The organism is Polaribacter marinaquae (genome assembly GCF_038019025.1).
GTDB lineage: Bacteria > Bacteroidota > Bacteroidia > Flavobacteriales > Flavobacteriaceae > Polaribacter > Polaribacter marinaquae.
The window spans coordinates 761,553-779,455 of sequence record NZ_CP150496.1 but is presented as its reverse complement, the minus strand read 5'-3'; the positions used below and the strand labels follow the sequence as shown (position 1 = coordinate 779,455).

The following is a 17,903-nucleotide window of genomic DNA, read 5'->3' as shown; positions in this document are numbered from 1 at the left end:
TGTTTTAAAACGCTGCTAAAACAATGAATTAGTTGTTGTTTGTTAAATCTAAAAATTGCTGTTCTAAACTTGGCTTACGTTTCACTAAATGACTTAAAGTTATTCCTTTTTCGAATAGAAAAGTATTTAGTGTTGTTGCAGAAATAGCATCGTTTAAAGTAGCGATAATAGTTTCGTGCTCTTTTGTTACCTTATTTATAGAAGGATGATTTTCTAATTCTAAAAGTAATTTTGCTTCATCTTCTTCAACTTTTAATTCAAATAAACCGTTAGAAGCGGTCATTTCATCAACTCTACCGCTGTAAAGTTTTACTCCTTTTCTTATTACAACAACATGCGAGCAAACTTTTTCTACTTCGTCAAGTAAGTGCGATGCTAATAAAATTGTTGTACCTGTACTAGCAATTTTATTGATTATTTGTCTAATTTCATGAATTCCTTGTGGATCTAAACCATTTGTTGGTTCGTCTAAAATTAAAATTTCTGGATCATTTAGCAAAGCAGATGCAATTGCTAAACGTTGTTTCATACCTAAAGAAAATGTTTTAAACTTGCTATTTCTTCTCTCGAAAAGATTTACAGTTTTAAGTTTTTCGTCTATTTTATCTGTTGAAATTCCTTTGATAGTACAAATCAATTTTAAGTTTTGTACAGCCGTCATGTAAGGATAAAAATTAGGTCTCTCTATAATTGCACCAACTTTTTTTAAGGCTTCGTGCGTAGATAATTTTCCGTCGAACCAAGAAAATTCTCCAGAAGTTCTATTAACTACATTTAAAATAATTCCTAAAGTGGTAGATTTTCCACTTCCGTTGGGACCTAAGATTCCGTATACATTTCCTTTTTTAATATCAAAAGAAAGATTGTTTACTGCATGTACGGTTCCGTATTTTTTATCGAGGTTTTTTAAAGATAAGATAGTTTCCAAAAAGTTGAATTTAGTCGGTTATGATAGTAAGACGACTAATTTACAATTTTGTTACTTAAAAAAAAGGTATTTATTTAAATTGCTTATTTTAAGTGATTTGAGATTTTTTTGAATAATAGGATATTAATATTCGTTGAAATCAAAATCATCAAAAGGATCAAAATCATCTTCATCTTCATCAAATTCTGAATCTAATTTTTCTGCCACAAATTCTTTTTCTGGTGCTTCTTTTGGAATTTCTCCTACCGATAATATAGTTTGTGGTAAATCTTGTTTTTCATCCGAAGAAATATCTACAACATCAACATAAAAAGTCCACATATTTAAAAAGTCGTAAACATAAATAAGCTTGTCATTAACATTAGGTAATGTTTCTTTTAAAACACATGTTTGCATCGAAATACCTTCACCGGCTTCTGCCATGTTAAATAACGGGATTTCTTCTCCTTGATTCCATTCGTCATCCGTTCTATAAAAAGACGCCATTTCTTGCCCTTCAAAACCAAAAGATTTTGCAATTGTAAAATGTAAATCTTCTAAATTAAAAGAATTACTTACAATTATTGTTCTTAAAATGTCTTCTTTAGTGTCTAAAATTACGCGTATTTTGTACATAGAATGGTTTAACTTTTCAGTTGCAAAAATACAATTTTTTATACGTATTTTTACATAATTAATAATAGATTATGGATAAAACAAGTATTTTAAAATCATTTAACGAGCGTTCTAAAAACACGTTAATGGAAACTCTTGATATTGAATATGTTGCTGTTGGAGACGATTTTTTAACAGCCAAAATGCCAGTAAATTCTAATGTACATCAACCTTATGGGCAGCTTCATGGTGGTGCAACTGCCGCGTTAGCAGAAAGTGTTGGTAGTGCAGCTTCTAACTTTTTTATTGATAATAAAACTCAATTTATTAACGGAATTCAATTGTCTATAAATCATATAAAAAGTAAAAGAGAAGGTATGGTTTACGCAACAGCTAAAAATATTCACAAAGGTAAAACAACACATCTTTGGGAAGTGAAAATTGTTGATGAAAACGATGCTTTAATTTCTGTTGCTAAAATGACAAACATAGTTCTAGATATTCGTAAAAAATAATTTCAATTTGAATAATTTACTCGATACAATTGCTAAACATTTTTCTAATAATTTGCCTTTTGTTGCATACAGAAAACCGAACAAAAGTTTGGTTACTGCTTTTTTGCTAAAAGATAATAGTTTAGAATTTACATCAGAATTTACAGAAAGTGGTTTTGTTTTTGCGCCTTATAAAAAAGAAGAAAAGGCAATTTTATTTTCTGATAAAAAAGCTTTAATTATTTCTGAAAACATAGATACACAAGAAAAATCTCTAAGAGATGATATAGCAACTAGTTTAGTTGATTCTGTTAGGGACAAACACATAAATATTGTAGATAAAGCTGTAGAAACTATAAAAACTAGTAATTTACAAAAGGTTGTTATTTCTAGAGAAGAACTTGTGAAATTAAATCCTGTAAACATTTTAGAGATTTACAAAACATTGCTATCAACCTACAAAAATGCATTTGTTTATGTTTGGTTTCACCCAGAAATTGGTTTGTGGTTCGGTGCTACACCAGAAACGTTATTAAACTTAAAAGGCACTAATTTTAAAACAATGTCTTTAGCAGGCACTCAAGTAAATATCAACAAAAAAGACATAATTTGGAAGTCTAAAGAATTAGAAGAGCAGCAATTGGTAACTAATTTTATAGAAACACAATTACAACCAATTTCTAATAATTTAATTATTGATAAAACAGAAACAATTAACGCTGGAAGTCTTTTGCATTTAAGAACTAAAGTATCTGGAATTCTAAGCGAAAAATCTAATTTAAAAGAATTGATTAGAGCTTTACATCCAACACCTGCGGTTTGTGGTTTACCTCGAAATTTAGCTAGTAATTTTATAGATTCTAATGAAGGTTATAGCAGAACATTTTATACAGGTTTTTTAGGTGAGTTAAACTTTAATGTTTCTAAAACAGCAATTCGAGAAACAGCTTTATTTGTTAACTTAAGATGTATGAAAATTAAAGAAAATACAGCTTATATTTATGTTGGTGGCGGAATTACAAAAGATAGTATCGCAGAAAAAGAGTGGGAGGAAACAGTTTCGAAATCTAAAACCATGAAACGTGTTTTAAACTAAAATATAAATATAAAAAAACCGCAAATAGTAAATTTGCGGTTTTTTAATTTTTGTGTAAAATTTGAATTTGAATTGAAATTGTATATAATGTAATAAGAGATTAATTACTCTTTATTTATTATCTATTTCTTTTGAGTTGTTAAATTTAAGCAAATTTTTTGAATAAACTTATATATCATCGAAAGAAATGTCTGTAAAACTTTCTGTAGAAGCAGTTTCTTCTGTAGTAGTTTTAGGCTCTTCTTTCTTAAAATCTTTCTGATGACGCTCACTAATTACTTCATCTCCTTTTTCATTTATTATATAATCTGTTGCTTTTTTTAGCATTTCATGAAAATCTGTAAAATCTTCTTTATATAAATAAATTTTATGTTTTTGGTAATGAAAAGTTCCGTCATCGTGAGTAAACTTTTTACTTTCTGTTACCGTTAAATAATAATCGTCTGCTTTTGTTGCTCTTACATCAAAAAAATACGTTCTTCTTCCTGCTCTTAATACCTGTGAAAAAATTTCTTCCTGTTCAACTCTCTCTGCCATGTTCTTTTAAATAGTAGTTATGTAGTTTATTATTAGTAACAAATCTAATAAAATATTTTACTTAGCAATGTTAAAGATTAATTTTCTTTTTCTAAAAGTTGTTGTTCATATAAATCTTTGTAATAGCCTTTTTCTGTTATTAATTGATTATGAGTACCTTGTTGACTAATTTTACCATCGTCTAACACAATTATTTTATCAGCATTTTTAGCAGAAGAAACTCTATGACTAATAATAAAAGTGGTTTTGTTTTTAGAAACTCTTTTTAAATTTGTTAGTATTTTTTCTTCAGTTTCTGTGTCTACTGCAGACAAACAATCATCAAAAATTAAAATTTTAGGATTCTTAATAATTGCTCTTGCAATTGAAACTCTTTGTTTTTGTCCTCCGGATAATGTTACACCTCTTTCTCCTAAAACAGTATCATACTTGTTCGGGAAATCGATAATATTTTTATGAACATCCGCATCTTTTGCAGCTTGTATAATTTGTTCTTCTGTTGCATCTTCTTTTCCGAATTTAATATTGTTACCAATACTTTCAGAAAACAAAAACGGATCTTGTGGCACAAAACCAATTTGATTTCTAACATCATTTAGGTTTGCTTGCTCAATTGGTTTATTATCAATTAAAATTAAACCTTCTTTTGTGTCGTATAATCTTGCAATAAGCTCTATAATTGTAGATTTTCCAGAACCGGTTTTACCTAAAATAGCGATTGTTTCACCAGGTTCTGCGGTAAAATTAATATTTTTTAATGCCGTAATATTTGTGTCTTCATAGGTAAAGGTTACGTCTTTAAATTCTACTTTACCGTTTAAAACTGTTGGTTTTGTGTTATTATTCTCAATATCTGGCACTTGTTCTAAAAACTCGTTAATTCGAACTTGCGAAGCTTCTGCTTGTTGTATCATAGAAGTTACCCAACCTATTACTGCAACAGGCCAAGTTAAAATATTTACATAGAGCATAAATTCTATAATTGTACCAATTTGAATTTCATCATTTATATATTGTTGCCCACCAATGTAAATAACAATAATATTGCTTAAACCAATAAGAAGTACCATCAAAGGAAAAAAAAGTGCATTTGCTTGTTGTAAATGAATGTTTTTCTCTTTGCTTTTATCAGCAATTTCATCAAAATCTTTGATAATAGATTTTTCTATTCCGTAAGATTTTACCACACCAATTCCAGAGAAAAACTCTTGATTAAAAGTGGTTAATTTTGATAAATATTCTTGTACGATACTACTTCTTTTGTGAATTACTTTACTTAAAACGAAAATAGAAATTGATAAAACAGGGAAAGGTATTAATGTATACATGGTTAGTTTTACATCAATATTTATCATTTGAGTAAAACCAACTACAAGCAAAACAATCATATTCATGCTATACATTACTGCAGGACCAACGTACATTCTTACTTTAGAAACATCTTCAGAAATTCTATTCATTAAATCTCCTGTTCTATTTTTTTTGTAAAAATTTAAAGATAAGCGTTGGTATTGTTGATAGATTTCGTTTTTTAAATCGAACTCTATTAATCTAGAAGTTACAATAATGGTTTGTCTCATTAAAAAAGTAAAAAAACCAGCTAAAATTGCTACACCAATAATTATCAATACATTAATTAAAAGTTGATGTTTTACAAGTTCGATATCGGTAATTGTTCCGTTTTGATAATCTTCTACAATATTTAAAGAATCACCAACAATTTGCGGAACCTTAAGTGCAAGTAATTTAGATAAAATGGTAATTAAAATACCAATTAATAAACGCCATTTATACTTTATAAAGTACTTATTTATATATTTTAGAGCTTTCAATTTTTAATTTGAAGTTTTAGAGATAAAAATACTACTTATTGCAATTGTATTTATTTAATTAATGTTAAAAGAAATACAAATAAGAAGTACTTTTTAATGAAGTACGAAGATACATTTTTATAAATAATTTACTGCTTTTTTTGCCTTTGGAATCTTGATATAATAAATTGAAAAAAGAAATTAAAATAGATGTGTATTTAGAAGTAAAATAATATTATTTTTGTGGCTCGTTAAAAACCAAAACCATCGTGTTTTATTTCATAAAAGTTCTTTAGAAAAAATGATTAACAGAAGACATATTCGAGTTAAAGTAATGCAATCTGTATACGCAATGTTGCAGTCTCATAATGATGACATTATTAGAGAAGAAAAATTCTTAAAACACAGTGTTTTAAAAATGTTTGATTTATATGTGTTAAACATGCAGCTATTAGTAGAAGTACAAAAATTAGCTGCAAAGAAAATTGCACTTTCTAAAAAGAAAATTCTTGCTACAGAAGCAGATTTAAAACCAAACACAAAATTTATAGACAATAAGATAATTAATATTATTGCCGAAAGTGTAAGTGTAGAAGGATATTTAGAATTAAATAACCTAAAACATTGGGAAGACAACGATGAGTATGTAAAGATTATTTTCGAAGAACTTCAAAACAGCGATTTATATAAAAAATACATTGCTACAGAAGAAGATTCTTTTAAAATAGACAAAGCTTTTGTTATCGATTTCTTTAAAGAAATTATTGCACCAAATGAGAAGTTAGCAGAGTTTTACGAAGATGAAATGATTTCTTGGGTAGATGATATTCCTTTTGTAAATACTTGGGTTGTTAAAACTTTAAGCAAACAAAAAGCAAACGGATTGTTTGTTTTAGGTTCTTTATATAAAGATAAAGATGACGAAGAGTTTGTGTCTAAGCTTTTTAGAAAAACAGTTTTAAAACAAGCAGAGTATAAGCAAATTATAGAGGATAAGACACCTAATTGGGAGTCTGATAGAATTGCAGAAATAGATATGATTCTTTTACAAATGTCTATTGCAGAGTTTTTTAACTTTCCGTCGATACCAACTAGAGTTTCAATTAACGAGTACATAGAAATTTCTAAAGACTATTCTACAACTAAAAGTAGTTATTTTATAAACGGAGTTTTAGATAAGATTTCTAAAGAGTTTATAGCAAATAACAAAATTGTTAAAATAGGTAGAGGACTTATTTAAAATATGTAAACACAAAATATTTTATTAATTTTACAAAAAATAGATTTACAATGAAAAAAATATCATTCTTATTCGCACTTTTAATAGCATCAACTTTTATGGTTTCTTGCGATAGCGGAAGTGCAACAACAAAAATTAACAAAGCTAACTTAGATAATGCAAAATCTAGAGATGCAGAAATTAAAAAAGGAGTAGCTACAATTTCTTTAGACAAAAAAGAGTACGATTTTGGTACTGTAAACGAAGGGGATATTGTAGAAACTGTATTTAAAGTAACAAACTCTGGTAAAACAGATTTAGTTATTACAAACGCAACTGGTTCTTGTGGTTGTACGGTTCCTGTGTGGCCAAAAGCACCAATTAAGCCAGGAGAAACTGGTGAAGTTGCTGTTAAGTTTAACACAAATGGTAAACCAAACAGACAAATGAAAACTGTAACTTTAACTACAAACACAGAATCTGGTAGAGAAGTTTTAACATTAAGAGGTTCTGTTACACCTAAAGCTAAATAATCATAATGTTTAACTCAATTTTATTACAATTAGATTCTGGTAGTTTGGCAAGTATGTTGCCATTTGCTGCAATGATTTTAGTCTTATATTTTTTTATGATAAGACCACAAATGAATCGTCAGAAAAAAGAAAAAGCTTTTCAAGCAGAAATTAAAACTGGTACAAAAGTGATTACTTCTAGTGGTATACACGGTAAAATTACAGATGTAAATAATACAGATAATACAATAACTATAGAAACAGGAGCAGGAAAAATTAAATTCGAACGTTCTGCAATTTCTATGGAATTAAGTAAAAAATACGCAGCACCTGCTAAAAAATAATTTTGCTTAACAAATAATTTAAAGTGAGTATTGTCTAAATTAGATAATACTCACTTTTTTGTTTGTACGCTTTTGTGTAGATTGCAGTAACAAAAAATTTCTATTGAAAACAACAAAGAAAATACCCAAAACATTTATTAGTTTCCTTTTAGTTTCTTTACTAATTTGGCTTTTAATTACATTTTCTAAAGAGTACAATACATCCATTATTTTTCCGGTAGATTATAGTAATATTTCTCAAAATAAATTACTTCAAGCTACACCAACCAAAGAGTTAGAAGTTTTAGTAAAAGCAAATGGTTTTAAGATTCTTAGAACTAGGTTTAACGCAAAAACAATTGTTATTGATGCTAGCTCATTGATTAAAAAACAAGGCACCAAACATTTTTTACTTTTAAATAAGCAGCAAAAAAATATAGCGAAACAATTACCTTCTGGTATAGAATTGCAAGAAATTGTAAAAGACACAGTGTTTTTAGATGTTGGTAGTTTAGTTTCAAAGAAAATAGCCGTAAAACCCAATTTAAAATTAAATTTTCATGTTGGATATGATCTTTCTGAAGAAGTTAAAATTACGCCAGATAGTATTACTGTTTCTGGTCCAGAAATGCTGTTGTCAAAATTGAACAATGTAGAACTTGAACCTTTAGTTTTGCAAGACTTAAAAGTTGATTTCACCAAACAACTATCAATAAAACCCAAAGAAAATTACAAAAATTTAAAATTTAAAACCAATAAAATTACTGTTTCTGGAAAAGTAGAAAAGTTTACTGAAGGGTCTTTAAATATTGAATATAAAATTATAAATGTACCAGAAGGAGTTGTAATAAATACGCTTTCTAAAGAAGTAGAATTTACTTATGTCGTTGGTCTTTCTAGTTTTAATAAAATTAATAAAAACGTAATTAAAATAGAATGTGACTACAGCGAAACAACTGCAAGTAATTTAGGATATCTAATTCCTAAATTAGTGCATAAACCATCAGTAATTAAAGGTTATAAGATAACACCAAATAAAATAGATTTTTTAATTCAGAAATAAGATGATAATTGGCTTAACAGGAGGTATAGGAAGTGGAAAATCTACAGTGGCTAAAATGTTTAATGAGTTTTCTACAGTTGCAATATATATAGCAGATATAGAAGCAAAACAGTTAATGAACACATCAAAAGTTATCAAAGAAAATCTTATTAAATCTTTTGGTGAAGATGTGTTTAAAAATGCAGTTTTAAATAGAGAATTTTTAGCAAATATTGTATTTAAAGATAAAGAAAAGTTAAAGGTTCTTAACAATATTGTGCATCCAGAAGTTAAAAATCATTTTAAAAAATTTGTAGCAAATAACTCTGATAAAGATTACATTGTGTATGAAAGTGCAATTTTATTCGAAAATAATACTCAAAATCAATTCGATTTTATAATTACTGTTTACACTGATTTAGAAGAAAGAATCAATAGAATTATAAAAAGAGATAATACTACTAAAAAAGAAGTATTAAACAGAATAAATAGTCAATGGAAAGACAATAAAAAAATGCTTTTATCTAACTATGTTATTGATAATTATAGTGTTAAAAACACCGAGATTTTGGTTAAACAGATTCATAATATTTTAACAAAAAAGCAATGCTCAATTTAAGGAACCCTATCAGTTCTGTTAAATAAGTCTTAAAGTTCTAATAAAACAGTTAATTTAGGTTAAAATCGATAACTACAACTTTTGAAAGTAGTAAATTTGATTTATGCGTAAAAAAATGTTTATTCTTATTGTTGTTTTAATGAGTATTTCCTTGATAGGAATTATTGCTGTACAACTCTATTGGATTAACAATGCGCTAGAAAGTAAACAAGCACAATTTAAAAATGATGTGCAAAAATCTTTGGGTGCTGCAACCGAGCGAATTAACGAAAAAGAAATTTCTACTTTTCAGAAAAAAATTAACGAAATAATTTCTAAAGAAGGATTGGCTGGAACAGCCGAATTGAAGCAACATTTAATTCAGCAAATAGATACATCAACAAACACTAAAATTACAGTTGGTGGTACTTTTTTAGAAGAAAATTTTAAGTTAACATCAGATTTTTTAAATCACGATTCTATTATTTATAAGAGAGTTACAGGTAGAACAGATTTTTCTAAATTATCTTTAATTAAAAGTCCAGATGAATTATTTCCGAAGTTAGACGAACAAAGGTTTTCTTTTACAAGAAGATACACAGAGTTTGATAGATTACAGACTATAGAGATTCTAAATTTTGTTAATAATAGAAAATTAATTCACCAGCGTTTAAGTAACAAAGATTTAAATGCAATTATAAAAGAAGAACTTGTTAAAAGAAATATTGTATTAGATTTTAAATATGGTGTTTATGGTTCTGATGGTTTGGCAACAAAATTAAAATCTGGTTATTACACAATCGATACAAAAGATAGTTTTAAATATCCGTTGTTTTTTGATCCTTTAGGAAACACAACTTATAATTTACATGTTACTTTTCCTGATAAAAATGATCATATTTTGGCAGGAATTTCAAATATATTATTGCTGTCGTTGTTTTTTATATTCATTATAATTATTGCTTTTTCAAGTTCATTATATCAATTAATTCGTCAGAAAAAAATATCAGAGATTAAAACTGATTTTATCAATAATATGACGCATGAGTTTAAAACGCCAATAGCAACAATAAATTTGGCATTAGATTCGATAAAAAACCCTAAGATTTTGGGTGACGATTCTAAGGTTTTGCGATATGTGCAAATGATACGTGATGAAAATAAAAGAATGCATTCTCAAGTAGAAAATGTATTAAGAATATCTAGATTAGAAAAAAATCAGATAGATTTAAGTAAGGAAACCATAGACTTACACGACATTATAGAAGACGCAATTACACATGTTAGCTTGTTAATAGAAGATAGAAAAGGTAAAGTTTCTACTCATTTTAAAGCAATTGTATCAGAATTACCAGGAAACCAATTTCATTTAACCAACGTGGTTGTAAACATGTTAGAAAATGCAATTAAATATTCTGAAGGCGCACCAATTATAGATGTTTATACAGAAAGTACAAGTAAGTTTTTTGTGTTTAAAATAAAAGATTCTGGTATTGGGATGAGTAAAAATGTTCAGAAACAGGTTTTTACAAAGTTTTATAGAGAACAAAAAGGAAACATACACGATGTTAAGGGCCATGGTTTAGGTTTGGCTTATGTAAAAGAAATAGTAGAAAAACACCACGGAACAGTTTTTGTGGAAAGTGAGAAAGGAAAAGGTAGCATATTTACAGTAAAATTACCTTTAATTTAAAATAAAGAAATAATAATGGGAAGTAAAAAGATTTTATTAGTTGAAGATGATCCAAATTTTGGAACAGTTCTAAAAGATTATTTAGCATTAAACGATTATAACGTTACACATGCAAAAGATGGAATAGAAGGTTTAATTATGTTTAAAAACAGCGATTACGATTTATGTATTTTAGATGTAATGATGCCTCGTAAAGATGGTTTTTCTTTAGCACAAGATATTCGAGTAACAAATAAAGAAGTACCAATTATTTTCTTAACTGCAAAAACGCTTAAAGAAGACGTTTTAAAAGGTTATGCAGTTGGTGCAGATGATTATTTAAATAAACCTTTCGATTCAGAAGTTTTATTACACAAAATTAAAGCTATTCTGCAAAGAAAAGAAACAGATAATTCTACAGAAAACGAACAGTTTGAGTTTACAATTGGAAATTTCTTTTTCAATTCTAAATTACGTCATTTATCTATTGGTAAAGATGGAGAGCCTGTAAAATTATCGCCAAAAGAAAGTAAATTGTTGCGTATGTTAGCGCTTCATAAAAACGATTTAATGCCTAGAGAGTTAGCATTAACTAAAATATGGAGAGACGATAACTATTTTACTTCTAGAAGTATGGATGTTTACATTGCTAAACTAAGAAAGTACTTAAAATTAGACGAAAAAGTAGAAATTTTAAATATTCACGGAGAAGGATTTAGATTAGTAGATAAATCTTAATTTCTAAAATTCTTCCCAAATAAAATAACTCAGTTTGTATTTCAAGCTGAGTTTTTTGTATTTTTATATTATGGCAGAATTTATAAGAATCTATAACGAAAATCCAAACCCAAAAGAAATTGCAAAGGTTATAAAAGTTTTACAAGCTGGTGGTTTGGTTATTTATCCTACAGATACGGTTTATGGTTTGGGTTGCGATATCACAAAACCAAAAGCTTTAGAAAAAATTGCTCAAATAAAAGGTATCAAGTTAGAAAAAGCCAATTGGTCTTTTATTTGTAACGATTTAAGCCACCTTTCTGATTACGTTAAACAAATAGATTCAGCTACTTTTAAAATACTTAAAAGAGCTTTGCCTGGTCCTTATACTTTTATTTTACCAGGCAGTAAAAACTTACCAAAAGTCTTTAAAAAGAAAAAAACGGTTGGTATTAGAATTCCTGATAATTCGATAATTAGAACCTTAGTGCAAGAACTTGGTAACCCACTTGTATCTACATCTATTAGAGATGATGATGATGTGTTAGAGTATACTACAGATCCGGAGTTAATTTTTGAAAAATGGCAAAATCTAGTTGATGTTGTTATTGATGGTGGTTATGGCGGTAATGAAGCGTCTACCGTAATCGATTTAACAGAAGAGCCAGAAGTAATTAGAGAAGGAAAAGGAAGTTTAGATATTCTTTAATTCTTATTTTAAGTTTTCAAATTTTTTTCTACCTAAAATAAAATGTTGCCAAACAACACTTGTATGTAAATTGTATTGTTGTTTCTTTTGTAATAACTTTCTCTTCTTTAAATATTTATAAAAATTTTTATAGAAACTAAAATGCGCTTTTACAACAGCAAAAGTATGTACGGGTCTTAATTCGATTAGAAACTTTAATCCTGCAATTCCGTCTAAAATTAATCTAGAAAAAATTACAAATAAAAACCACTTTTTGGGCACGTTTTTTACAACATTTAGTAAACTATTTCTAAAGTTTAAAAATGTTTTATGCGGATTGGTTTCTTGTAAAGTTGCTCCGCCAACATGATAAACAGTAGACTCGCCAACATATTTTACTTTATAACCAATATTTTGAGTTCGCCAACATAAATCTATTTCTTCTTGATGTGCAAAATAATCTTCATCAAAGCCACCAAGTTTGTGATAAACATTTGCTCGAATAAACAAACAAGCGCCAGAAGCCCAAAATATTTCTGAAGTATCATCAAATTGATTTTGATCTATTTCTAGAGAATTAAAAATTCTTCCTCTACAATAAGGGTATCCGTATAAATCTATAAATCCGCCAGCAGCACCAGCATACTCAAATTTAGTTTTATTTTTAAAATCTAATAATTTAGGTTGAATAATAGCTGTTTTATCATCATTATTAAAAACATCTAATACCGGTTTTAACCAATTTTTAGTTACTTCAACATCAGAATTTAATAAACAATAAATATCTGCATCAATAGCTTGTAAAGAATCGTTATAACCTTTTGCATAACCGCCATTGGTTGGGTTTTCAATAATTTTTACCGACGGATAATTCTCTTTGACATAAGAAATAGAACTATCTGTAGAAGCATTATCGGCTACATAAACTTCTGCTTCATTTAAGCTAAAATTAACTACCGATGGTAAAAACTGTTCTAATAGTTTTTGACCATTCCAATTTAATATGACGATTGCTGTTTTCAAGGGTGCAAATTTACGTTATAAATCTTATTTAAAACTATTAGAAAATGGTTAATTCTAATAAGATAATAACTAAATATAATCTGGTATGTCTTTTAAGAAAATATAAGTTTCATTTTCAAAGTCCATTTTGCAATAAAAATGTTGCAAACCGTTGGTAACAATTAAATAATTTGCTTTTAATTTTAAGTTATATCTCGCAATTTGATCAAAAGTAGCTTGCGTAATTTTAATAGATGGCGCTTTACATTCCACAATAATATCTGGTTCACCTTTTGCATTAAAAATTAAAATATCTGTCCTTTTTTTTCTATTGTTTATCGTTAATTGTTTTTCTAAGGCAATAAGAGATTTTGGATATTTTTTTTCTTCTAAAAGATATAAAACAAAATGTTGTCTTACCCATTCTTCTGGTGTTAGTACCAAGAATTTTTTTCTTAAAATATCAAAAATAAGCATGTTATTTTCGTTACTTTTGAGACGGAAATTGTAGTTGGGTAGGTTCAGTTTTTGCATCGGTCAAAAGTAATTAAAAAACAGTTATGATACATTTATTAGTTGGTAATACTGGCGCAGGTAAATCTACATACGCAAGTAATTTAAAAAAAGAAACTTCTGGTATTATTTTTACTTTGGATAAATGGAATAAAGTTTTATTTTTTCCTGATAAGAAAGATATAGATGGTTTAGATTGGTTTTTAGAAAGAATTGACAGAGCAGAAATTATAATAGAAGATTTGATATTACAGTTAGAAAATAGTGGTGTAGATAGTATTTTAGATGTAGGACTTTCTAAGTTTTTACACAGAGAAAAATATAGAAAATTCGCCAACGATAATTCTATTAATCTTCAACTTCATTTTTTAGATGTTTCAAAAGAAATTAGAAAAGAAAGAGTATTAAAAAGAAACTTAAATAAAGGGTTTACTTTTGAATTTGAAGTTAGTGAGGCTAATTTTGAATTTATGGAAAACTGGTTTGAAACGCCAACAGAAGAGGAATTACAAAATGCAATAATTATAAAAGAATAAATGAACGAAGTTAAAGCCATTGTATCAGATATTAAAAGCGGTACTATAAAACCCATTTATTTTTTAATGGGAGAAGAACCATATTATATTGATAAGATTTCTGATTATATTGAAGAACATGTATTAGATGAAGCAGAAAAAGGTTTTAATCAACAAGTAATGTATGGTAGAGATGCAAGTATAGAAGATATTGTTTCTGCAGCTAAACGTTACCCAATGATGGCAGAAAGACAGGTTTTAATAGTTAAAGAAGCACAAGACTTAAGTAGAAATATAGAAAAGTTAGTTTCTTATGCCGAAAATCCGCAACCAACAACAGTTTTAGTTTTAAATTATAAATATAAAAAGTTAGATAAACGTAAAAAATTACATAAAGCGATTGCCAAAACAGGTGTTATTTTCGAGAGTAAAAAATTGTATGAAAATCAAGTTTCAGATTGGATTCGTAGAGTTTTAAGCGGTAAAAAATACCAAATAGAACCAAAAGCAGCTTTAATGTTAGTTGAGTTTTTAGGTACTGACTTAAGTAAAATTTCTAATGAATTAGAAAAATTAATGCTTGTACTACCAGAGGCAACAATTATTAACGATAAGCATATCGAAGAAAATATAGGTATTTCTAAAGACTTTAATAATTTTGAGTTAAGGAAAGCAGTAGGAGAGAAGAATATTGTAAAAGCAAATCGAATTATTAATTATTTTGCAGAAAATCCAAAAAGTAATCCTTTAATAATGACTATATCTTTATTAAACGGTTTTTTTACGCAACTACTTTCTTTTCATGGTTTAAAAGATAAATCAAAAAACTCTGTGGCAAAAGCAATCGGCGTTAATCCGTATTTTGTAGATGAGTATTTTTTGGCAGCTAGAAATTATCCAATGCGAAAAGTAGCACAGGTTATTGCTATGTTAAGAGAGGCAGATGTTAAAAGTAAAGGAGTAGGAGCAAATCAACCAAGTCATGATATTTTAAAAGAATTGTTATTTAAAATTTTACATTAAAATATAAATTAAAATGAAAAATATTTTTGAAAAAGAGGTTAGTAATCAGGTTATTGCTAGAATCGATAAATTAACAACATCTAGCCAACCACATTGGGGTAAAATGTCTGTTTCGCAAATGTTGGCACATTGCAATGTTACTTATGAAATGGTGTATACCGATAAACATCCTAAGCCAAATGCTTTTATGAAGTTTATGCTGAAATTGTTTGTTAAAAATGCAGTTGTTTCTACTAAACCTTATAGTAAAAACGGAAAAACAGCTCCTCAATTTATAATTGTTGAAGAAAAAGATTTTGAGCTAGAAAAAACAAGATTGATAAATTATATCAATCAAACCCAAGAATTGGGCGCTAAACATTTTGAGGGTAAAGAATCTCATTCTTTTGGTGCATTAACTTCACAAGAATGGAATAATTCCTTTTACAAACATTTAGATCATCATTTAACTCAATTCGGAGTTTAAAAAATTAAAATAAAAAAACCGAGCATTAGCTCGGTTTTCTTTTTTTAAGGTCTATATATTTTTTCGTATAAATCTTTGTAAATATCTTTAATTATAGCTCTTTTCATTTTCATTGTAGGTGTTAAATGACCGCCATCAATAGACCAAACATCTTTAGTAAGTTCAAAACGTTTAATACGTTCCCATTTACCAAATTGTTCGTTACATTTATCTACTTCTCTTTGAATTCTATTAATCACTATTTCAGAACTGATAATTTCTTCGTTCGTTTTTCCAATTGATAAACCTTTTTTATCAATCCAATCTTTAATAAATTCAAAATTTGGTTGAATAATTGCTGCCGGCATTTTCTCACCTTCACCAATAACCATTATTTGTTCTATAAATAAAGATTGTTTTAATTCTCCTTCTAATAATGGTGGTACTACATATTTACCACCAGAGGTTTTAAACATTTCTTTAGTTCTTCCGGTAATTTTTAAGAAGCCTTCTTTATCAAATTCACCTTTATCACCTGTATGAAAATAACCATCTTTTAAAACTTCAGATGTTTTTTTAGGGTCTTTGTAATAACCCAACATTACATTTGGTCCTTTTACTAAAATCTCTCCGTTTTCAGCAATTTTAACTTCAACCTTACTTATCGTTTTACCAACAGTGCCGATTTTAAAACCTTCGTTTTTTTGGTCGTTTACAGAAATTACAGGAGAAGTTTCAGTTAACCCGTAACCCTCCATAATTGGCATGCCTGCAGCAGCAAAAACTCTAGTTAATCTTGGTTGCAATGCTGCACTACCAGAAACCATAATTTTTAAATTTCCACCCAAAGCTTCTTGCCATTTAGAAAATATTAGTTTTCTAGCTAAACTTAGTTGTTTTTCGTACCACCAGCCATTTGCACCATTAGGCTCGAACTTTAGCCCTAAGTTAACAGCCCAAAAGAAAAGTCCTTTTTTAATTCCAGAAAGAGCTTCTCCTTTTAAAATAATTTTATCGTAAATTTTCTCGTACAAACGAGGCACCGCAGTCATTACGTTTGGTTTAATTTCTTGAGCGTTTTCAGATAATTTTTCTATTGATTCTGCAAAATAAATAGATACACCACAATATTGGTATAGATACAAAATCATTCTTTCAAAAATATGACAAACAGGTAAAAAGCTTAACCCTAAATCTTTACCATCGTCTAAAGGAACACGCTCTTTAGCGGCCAAAACATTAGAAACAATATTGTCATGAGAAAGCATTACACCTTTAGGTCTACCTGTTGTACCAGATGTATAAATAAGTGTTGCTAAATCTGTTGGTTTTACAGCTTTTTTTCTTTGTTCAACTTCATCTTGATTTGCAGTATCTTTTCCTAATTCTAAAACATCTTTCCAAGATTTTTCTGAAGCAATATCATCAAAAGTAAAAATACCTTTTAACTTTGTATTTCCTTTAATCTGGTTAAGCTTTTCTAAAACTTCTTCATCAGAAACAAAGCAATAAATAGCTTCAGAATGATTTAAAACATATTCATAATCTTCTTTACTAATTGTTGGATAAATTGGTACATTTTGTGCACCAGTTTGTAAAACACCAATATCACAAATATTCCATTCTGTTCTATTGTTTGATGATATAACTGCAATTTTATCGTTAGGTTGAACACCTAATTTTAATAATCCTCTACTTAATTGGTTTGCTTTTTCTACATATTCTTTGGTCGAAGTACTTACCCATTTATCATTCAATTTAGTTGATAACGATTTATTTAAATTATACGTTTCTAATTGATAATAAGGGATGTCAAATAACCTGGTAATTTCTATCGGCATAAGTTCTATTTTGTAAAATGCAAATTAGGGAAATTACAGCTATTTAGCAAATACTTATTTTAAGAGATTATAAATTATTAAATCTTTATTTTTAGTCTATTATTATTTTTGATAATATATAATTAATGCGTTTTTTTTGACAATTAAGGTTTAAATTATTATTGCATTTAACTGCTTAATTTTTAAAAGTTTGCGTTTTAATAAAATTAAAAATTCTTAAAATATATGATTTATTCTAAAATTGAAAAACCTAGCTTTTTGATTAAAAAGCTAGGTTTAATTGGTTTTGGTCAGCCCCTAATCTAACCGTTTTTCCATTATACTGCAATTTAC

The 17,903-nt window shown here is 27.9% G+C and carries 20 protein-coding genes; 13 read left to right on the top strand and 7 right to left on the bottom strand.

Annotation, left to right across the window (positions count from 1 at the left end):
• Positions 1-28 precede the first annotated feature (28 nt).
• Together WG950_RS03620 and WG950_RS03615 are read right to left on the bottom strand one after the other, a co-directional pair.
• Positions 29-928: an ABC transporter ATP-binding protein gene (locus WG950_RS03620; RefSeq protein ID WP_340934193.1), complete on the bottom strand. Its 900-nt coding sequence runs from the start codon at positions 926-928 to the stop codon at positions 29-31.
• Positions 929-1,051: 123 nt separating this feature from the next.
• On the bottom strand, positions 1,052-1,543 hold the full coding sequence (locus tag WG950_RS03615; RefSeq protein ID WP_079738590.1) for an IS1096 element passenger TnpR family protein: 492 nt from the start codon (positions 1,541-1,543) through the stop codon (positions 1,052-1,054).
• Between the two features lie 71 nt (positions 1,544-1,614).
• On the opposite strand from WG950_RS03615, the gene WG950_RS03610 reads away from it, so the two are divergent.
• Both WG950_RS03610 and WG950_RS03605 read left to right on the top strand, forming a co-directional pair.
• On the top strand, positions 1,615-2,037 hold the full coding sequence (locus WG950_RS03610) for a PaaI family thioesterase (RefSeq protein WP_077809006.1): 423 nt from the start codon (positions 1,615-1,617) through the stop codon (positions 2,035-2,037).
• A gap of 7 nt (positions 2,038-2,044) precedes the next feature.
• On the top strand, positions 2,045-3,112 hold the full coding sequence (locus WG950_RS03605; protein ID WP_340934192.1) for a chorismate-binding protein: 1,068 nt from the start codon (positions 2,045-2,047) through the stop codon (positions 3,110-3,112).
• 168 nt (positions 3,113-3,280) lie between these two features.
• Here the strand turns inward: WG950_RS03605 and WG950_RS03600 are convergent, their stop codons facing one another.
• Together WG950_RS03600 and WG950_RS03595 are read right to left on the bottom strand one after the other, a co-directional pair.
• Positions 3,281-3,649, bottom strand: a complete 369-nt coding sequence (locus tag WG950_RS03600; protein ID WP_079738592.1) for a PUR family DNA/RNA-binding protein — start codon at positions 3,647-3,649, stop codon at positions 3,281-3,283.
• Between the two features lie 77 nt (positions 3,650-3,726).
• On the bottom strand, positions 3,727-5,481 hold the full coding sequence (locus WG950_RS03595) for an ABC transporter ATP-binding protein (RefSeq protein WP_340934191.1): 1,755 nt from the start codon (positions 5,479-5,481) through the stop codon (positions 3,727-3,729).
• A 280-nt stretch (positions 5,482-5,761) separates the two neighbouring features.
• On the opposite strand from WG950_RS03595, the gene nusB reads away from it, so the two are divergent.
• The 8 genes from nusB (at position 5,762) to WG950_RS03555 (ending at position 12,252) form a co-directional block, all read left to right on the top strand.
• Positions 5,762-6,700, top strand: coding sequence for a transcription antitermination factor NusB (nusB, locus tag WG950_RS03590; protein WP_340934189.1), 939 nt, complete (start codon positions 5,762-5,764; stop codon positions 6,698-6,700).
• Between the two features lie 50 nt (positions 6,701-6,750).
• Positions 6,751-7,212 carry a DUF1573 domain-containing protein gene (locus tag WG950_RS03585; protein ID WP_340934188.1) on the top strand — a complete coding sequence of 154 codons (462 nt, stop codon included), beginning with the start codon at positions 6,751-6,753 and terminating at the stop codon, positions 7,210-7,212.
• 5 nt (positions 7,213-7,217) lie between these two features.
• The gene (gene yajC / locus WG950_RS03580; protein WP_077809010.1) at positions 7,218-7,535 is read left to right on the top strand and encodes a preprotein translocase subunit YajC; all 318 of its coding nucleotides are present in this window, start codon (positions 7,218-7,220) and stop codon (positions 7,533-7,535) included.
• A 103-nt stretch (positions 7,536-7,638) separates the two neighbouring features.
• On the top strand, positions 7,639-8,577 hold the full coding sequence (locus tag WG950_RS03575; RefSeq protein ID WP_340934187.1) for a CdaR family protein: 939 nt from the start codon (positions 7,639-7,641) through the stop codon (positions 8,575-8,577).
• 1 nt (position 8,578) lies between these two features.
• Positions 8,579-9,175 (top strand): dephospho-CoA kinase, encoded by a 597-nt coding sequence (coaE, locus tag WG950_RS03570; RefSeq protein WP_340934186.1) that lies wholly within the window; start codon positions 8,579-8,581, stop codon positions 9,173-9,175.
• A gap of 103 nt (positions 9,176-9,278) precedes the next feature.
• The gene (locus WG950_RS03565) at positions 9,279-10,847 is read left to right on the top strand and encodes a sensor histidine kinase (RefSeq protein WP_079738597.1); all 1,569 of its coding nucleotides are present in this window, start codon (positions 9,279-9,281) and stop codon (positions 10,845-10,847) included.
• A gap of 15 nt (positions 10,848-10,862) precedes the next feature.
• Positions 10,863-11,564: a response regulator transcription factor gene (locus tag WG950_RS03560; protein ID WP_079738598.1), complete on the top strand. Its 702-nt coding sequence runs from the start codon at positions 10,863-10,865 to the stop codon at positions 11,562-11,564.
• Positions 11,565-11,634: 70 nt separating this feature from the next.
• A complete protein-coding gene (locus WG950_RS03555) occupies positions 11,635-12,252 on the top strand; it encodes an L-threonylcarbamoyladenylate synthase (protein ID WP_340934184.1) in 618 nt (205 codons plus the stop codon).
• Between the two features lie 3 nt (positions 12,253-12,255).
• Here the strand turns inward: WG950_RS03555 and WG950_RS03550 are convergent, their stop codons facing one another.
• Positions 12,256-13,254 (bottom strand): glycosyltransferase family 2 protein, encoded by a 999-nt coding sequence (locus WG950_RS03550; protein WP_340934183.1) that lies wholly within the window; start codon positions 13,252-13,254, stop codon positions 12,256-12,258.
• A gap of 69 nt (positions 13,255-13,323) precedes the next feature.
• Positions 13,324-13,767 carry a type I restriction enzyme HsdR N-terminal domain-containing protein gene (locus tag WG950_RS03545; RefSeq protein WP_340934182.1) on the bottom strand — a complete coding sequence of 148 codons (444 nt, stop codon included), beginning with the start codon at positions 13,765-13,767 and terminating at the stop codon, positions 13,324-13,326.
• Between the two features lie 26 nt (positions 13,768-13,793).
• Between WG950_RS03545 and WG950_RS03540 the strand changes: the two genes are divergently transcribed.
• The 3 genes from WG950_RS03540 to WG950_RS03530 are packed head-to-tail and all read left to right on the top strand — an operon-like array spanning position 13,794 to position 15,750.
• Positions 13,794-14,282, top strand: a complete 489-nt coding sequence (locus WG950_RS03540) for an ATP-binding protein (RefSeq protein WP_340934181.1) — start codon at positions 13,794-13,796, stop codon at positions 14,280-14,282.
• Positions 14,283-15,284, top strand: coding sequence for a DNA polymerase III subunit delta (holA, locus tag WG950_RS03535; protein ID WP_340934180.1), 1,002 nt, complete (start codon positions 14,283-14,285; stop codon positions 15,282-15,284). It abuts the gene before it with no gap.
• 13 nt (positions 15,285-15,297) lie between these two features.
• Complete coding sequence (locus WG950_RS03530) at positions 15,298-15,750, top strand: DUF1569 domain-containing protein (protein ID WP_340934179.1); 453 nt, start codon at positions 15,298-15,300, stop codon at positions 15,748-15,750.
• 44 nt (positions 15,751-15,794) lie between these two features.
• On the opposite strand, the gene WG950_RS03525 is transcribed toward WG950_RS03530, so the two are convergent.
• Complete coding sequence (locus WG950_RS03525) at positions 15,795-17,570, bottom strand: AMP-dependent synthetase/ligase (RefSeq protein WP_340934178.1); 1,776 nt, start codon at positions 17,568-17,570, stop codon at positions 15,795-15,797.
• Positions 17,571-17,903 lie beyond the last annotated feature (333 nt).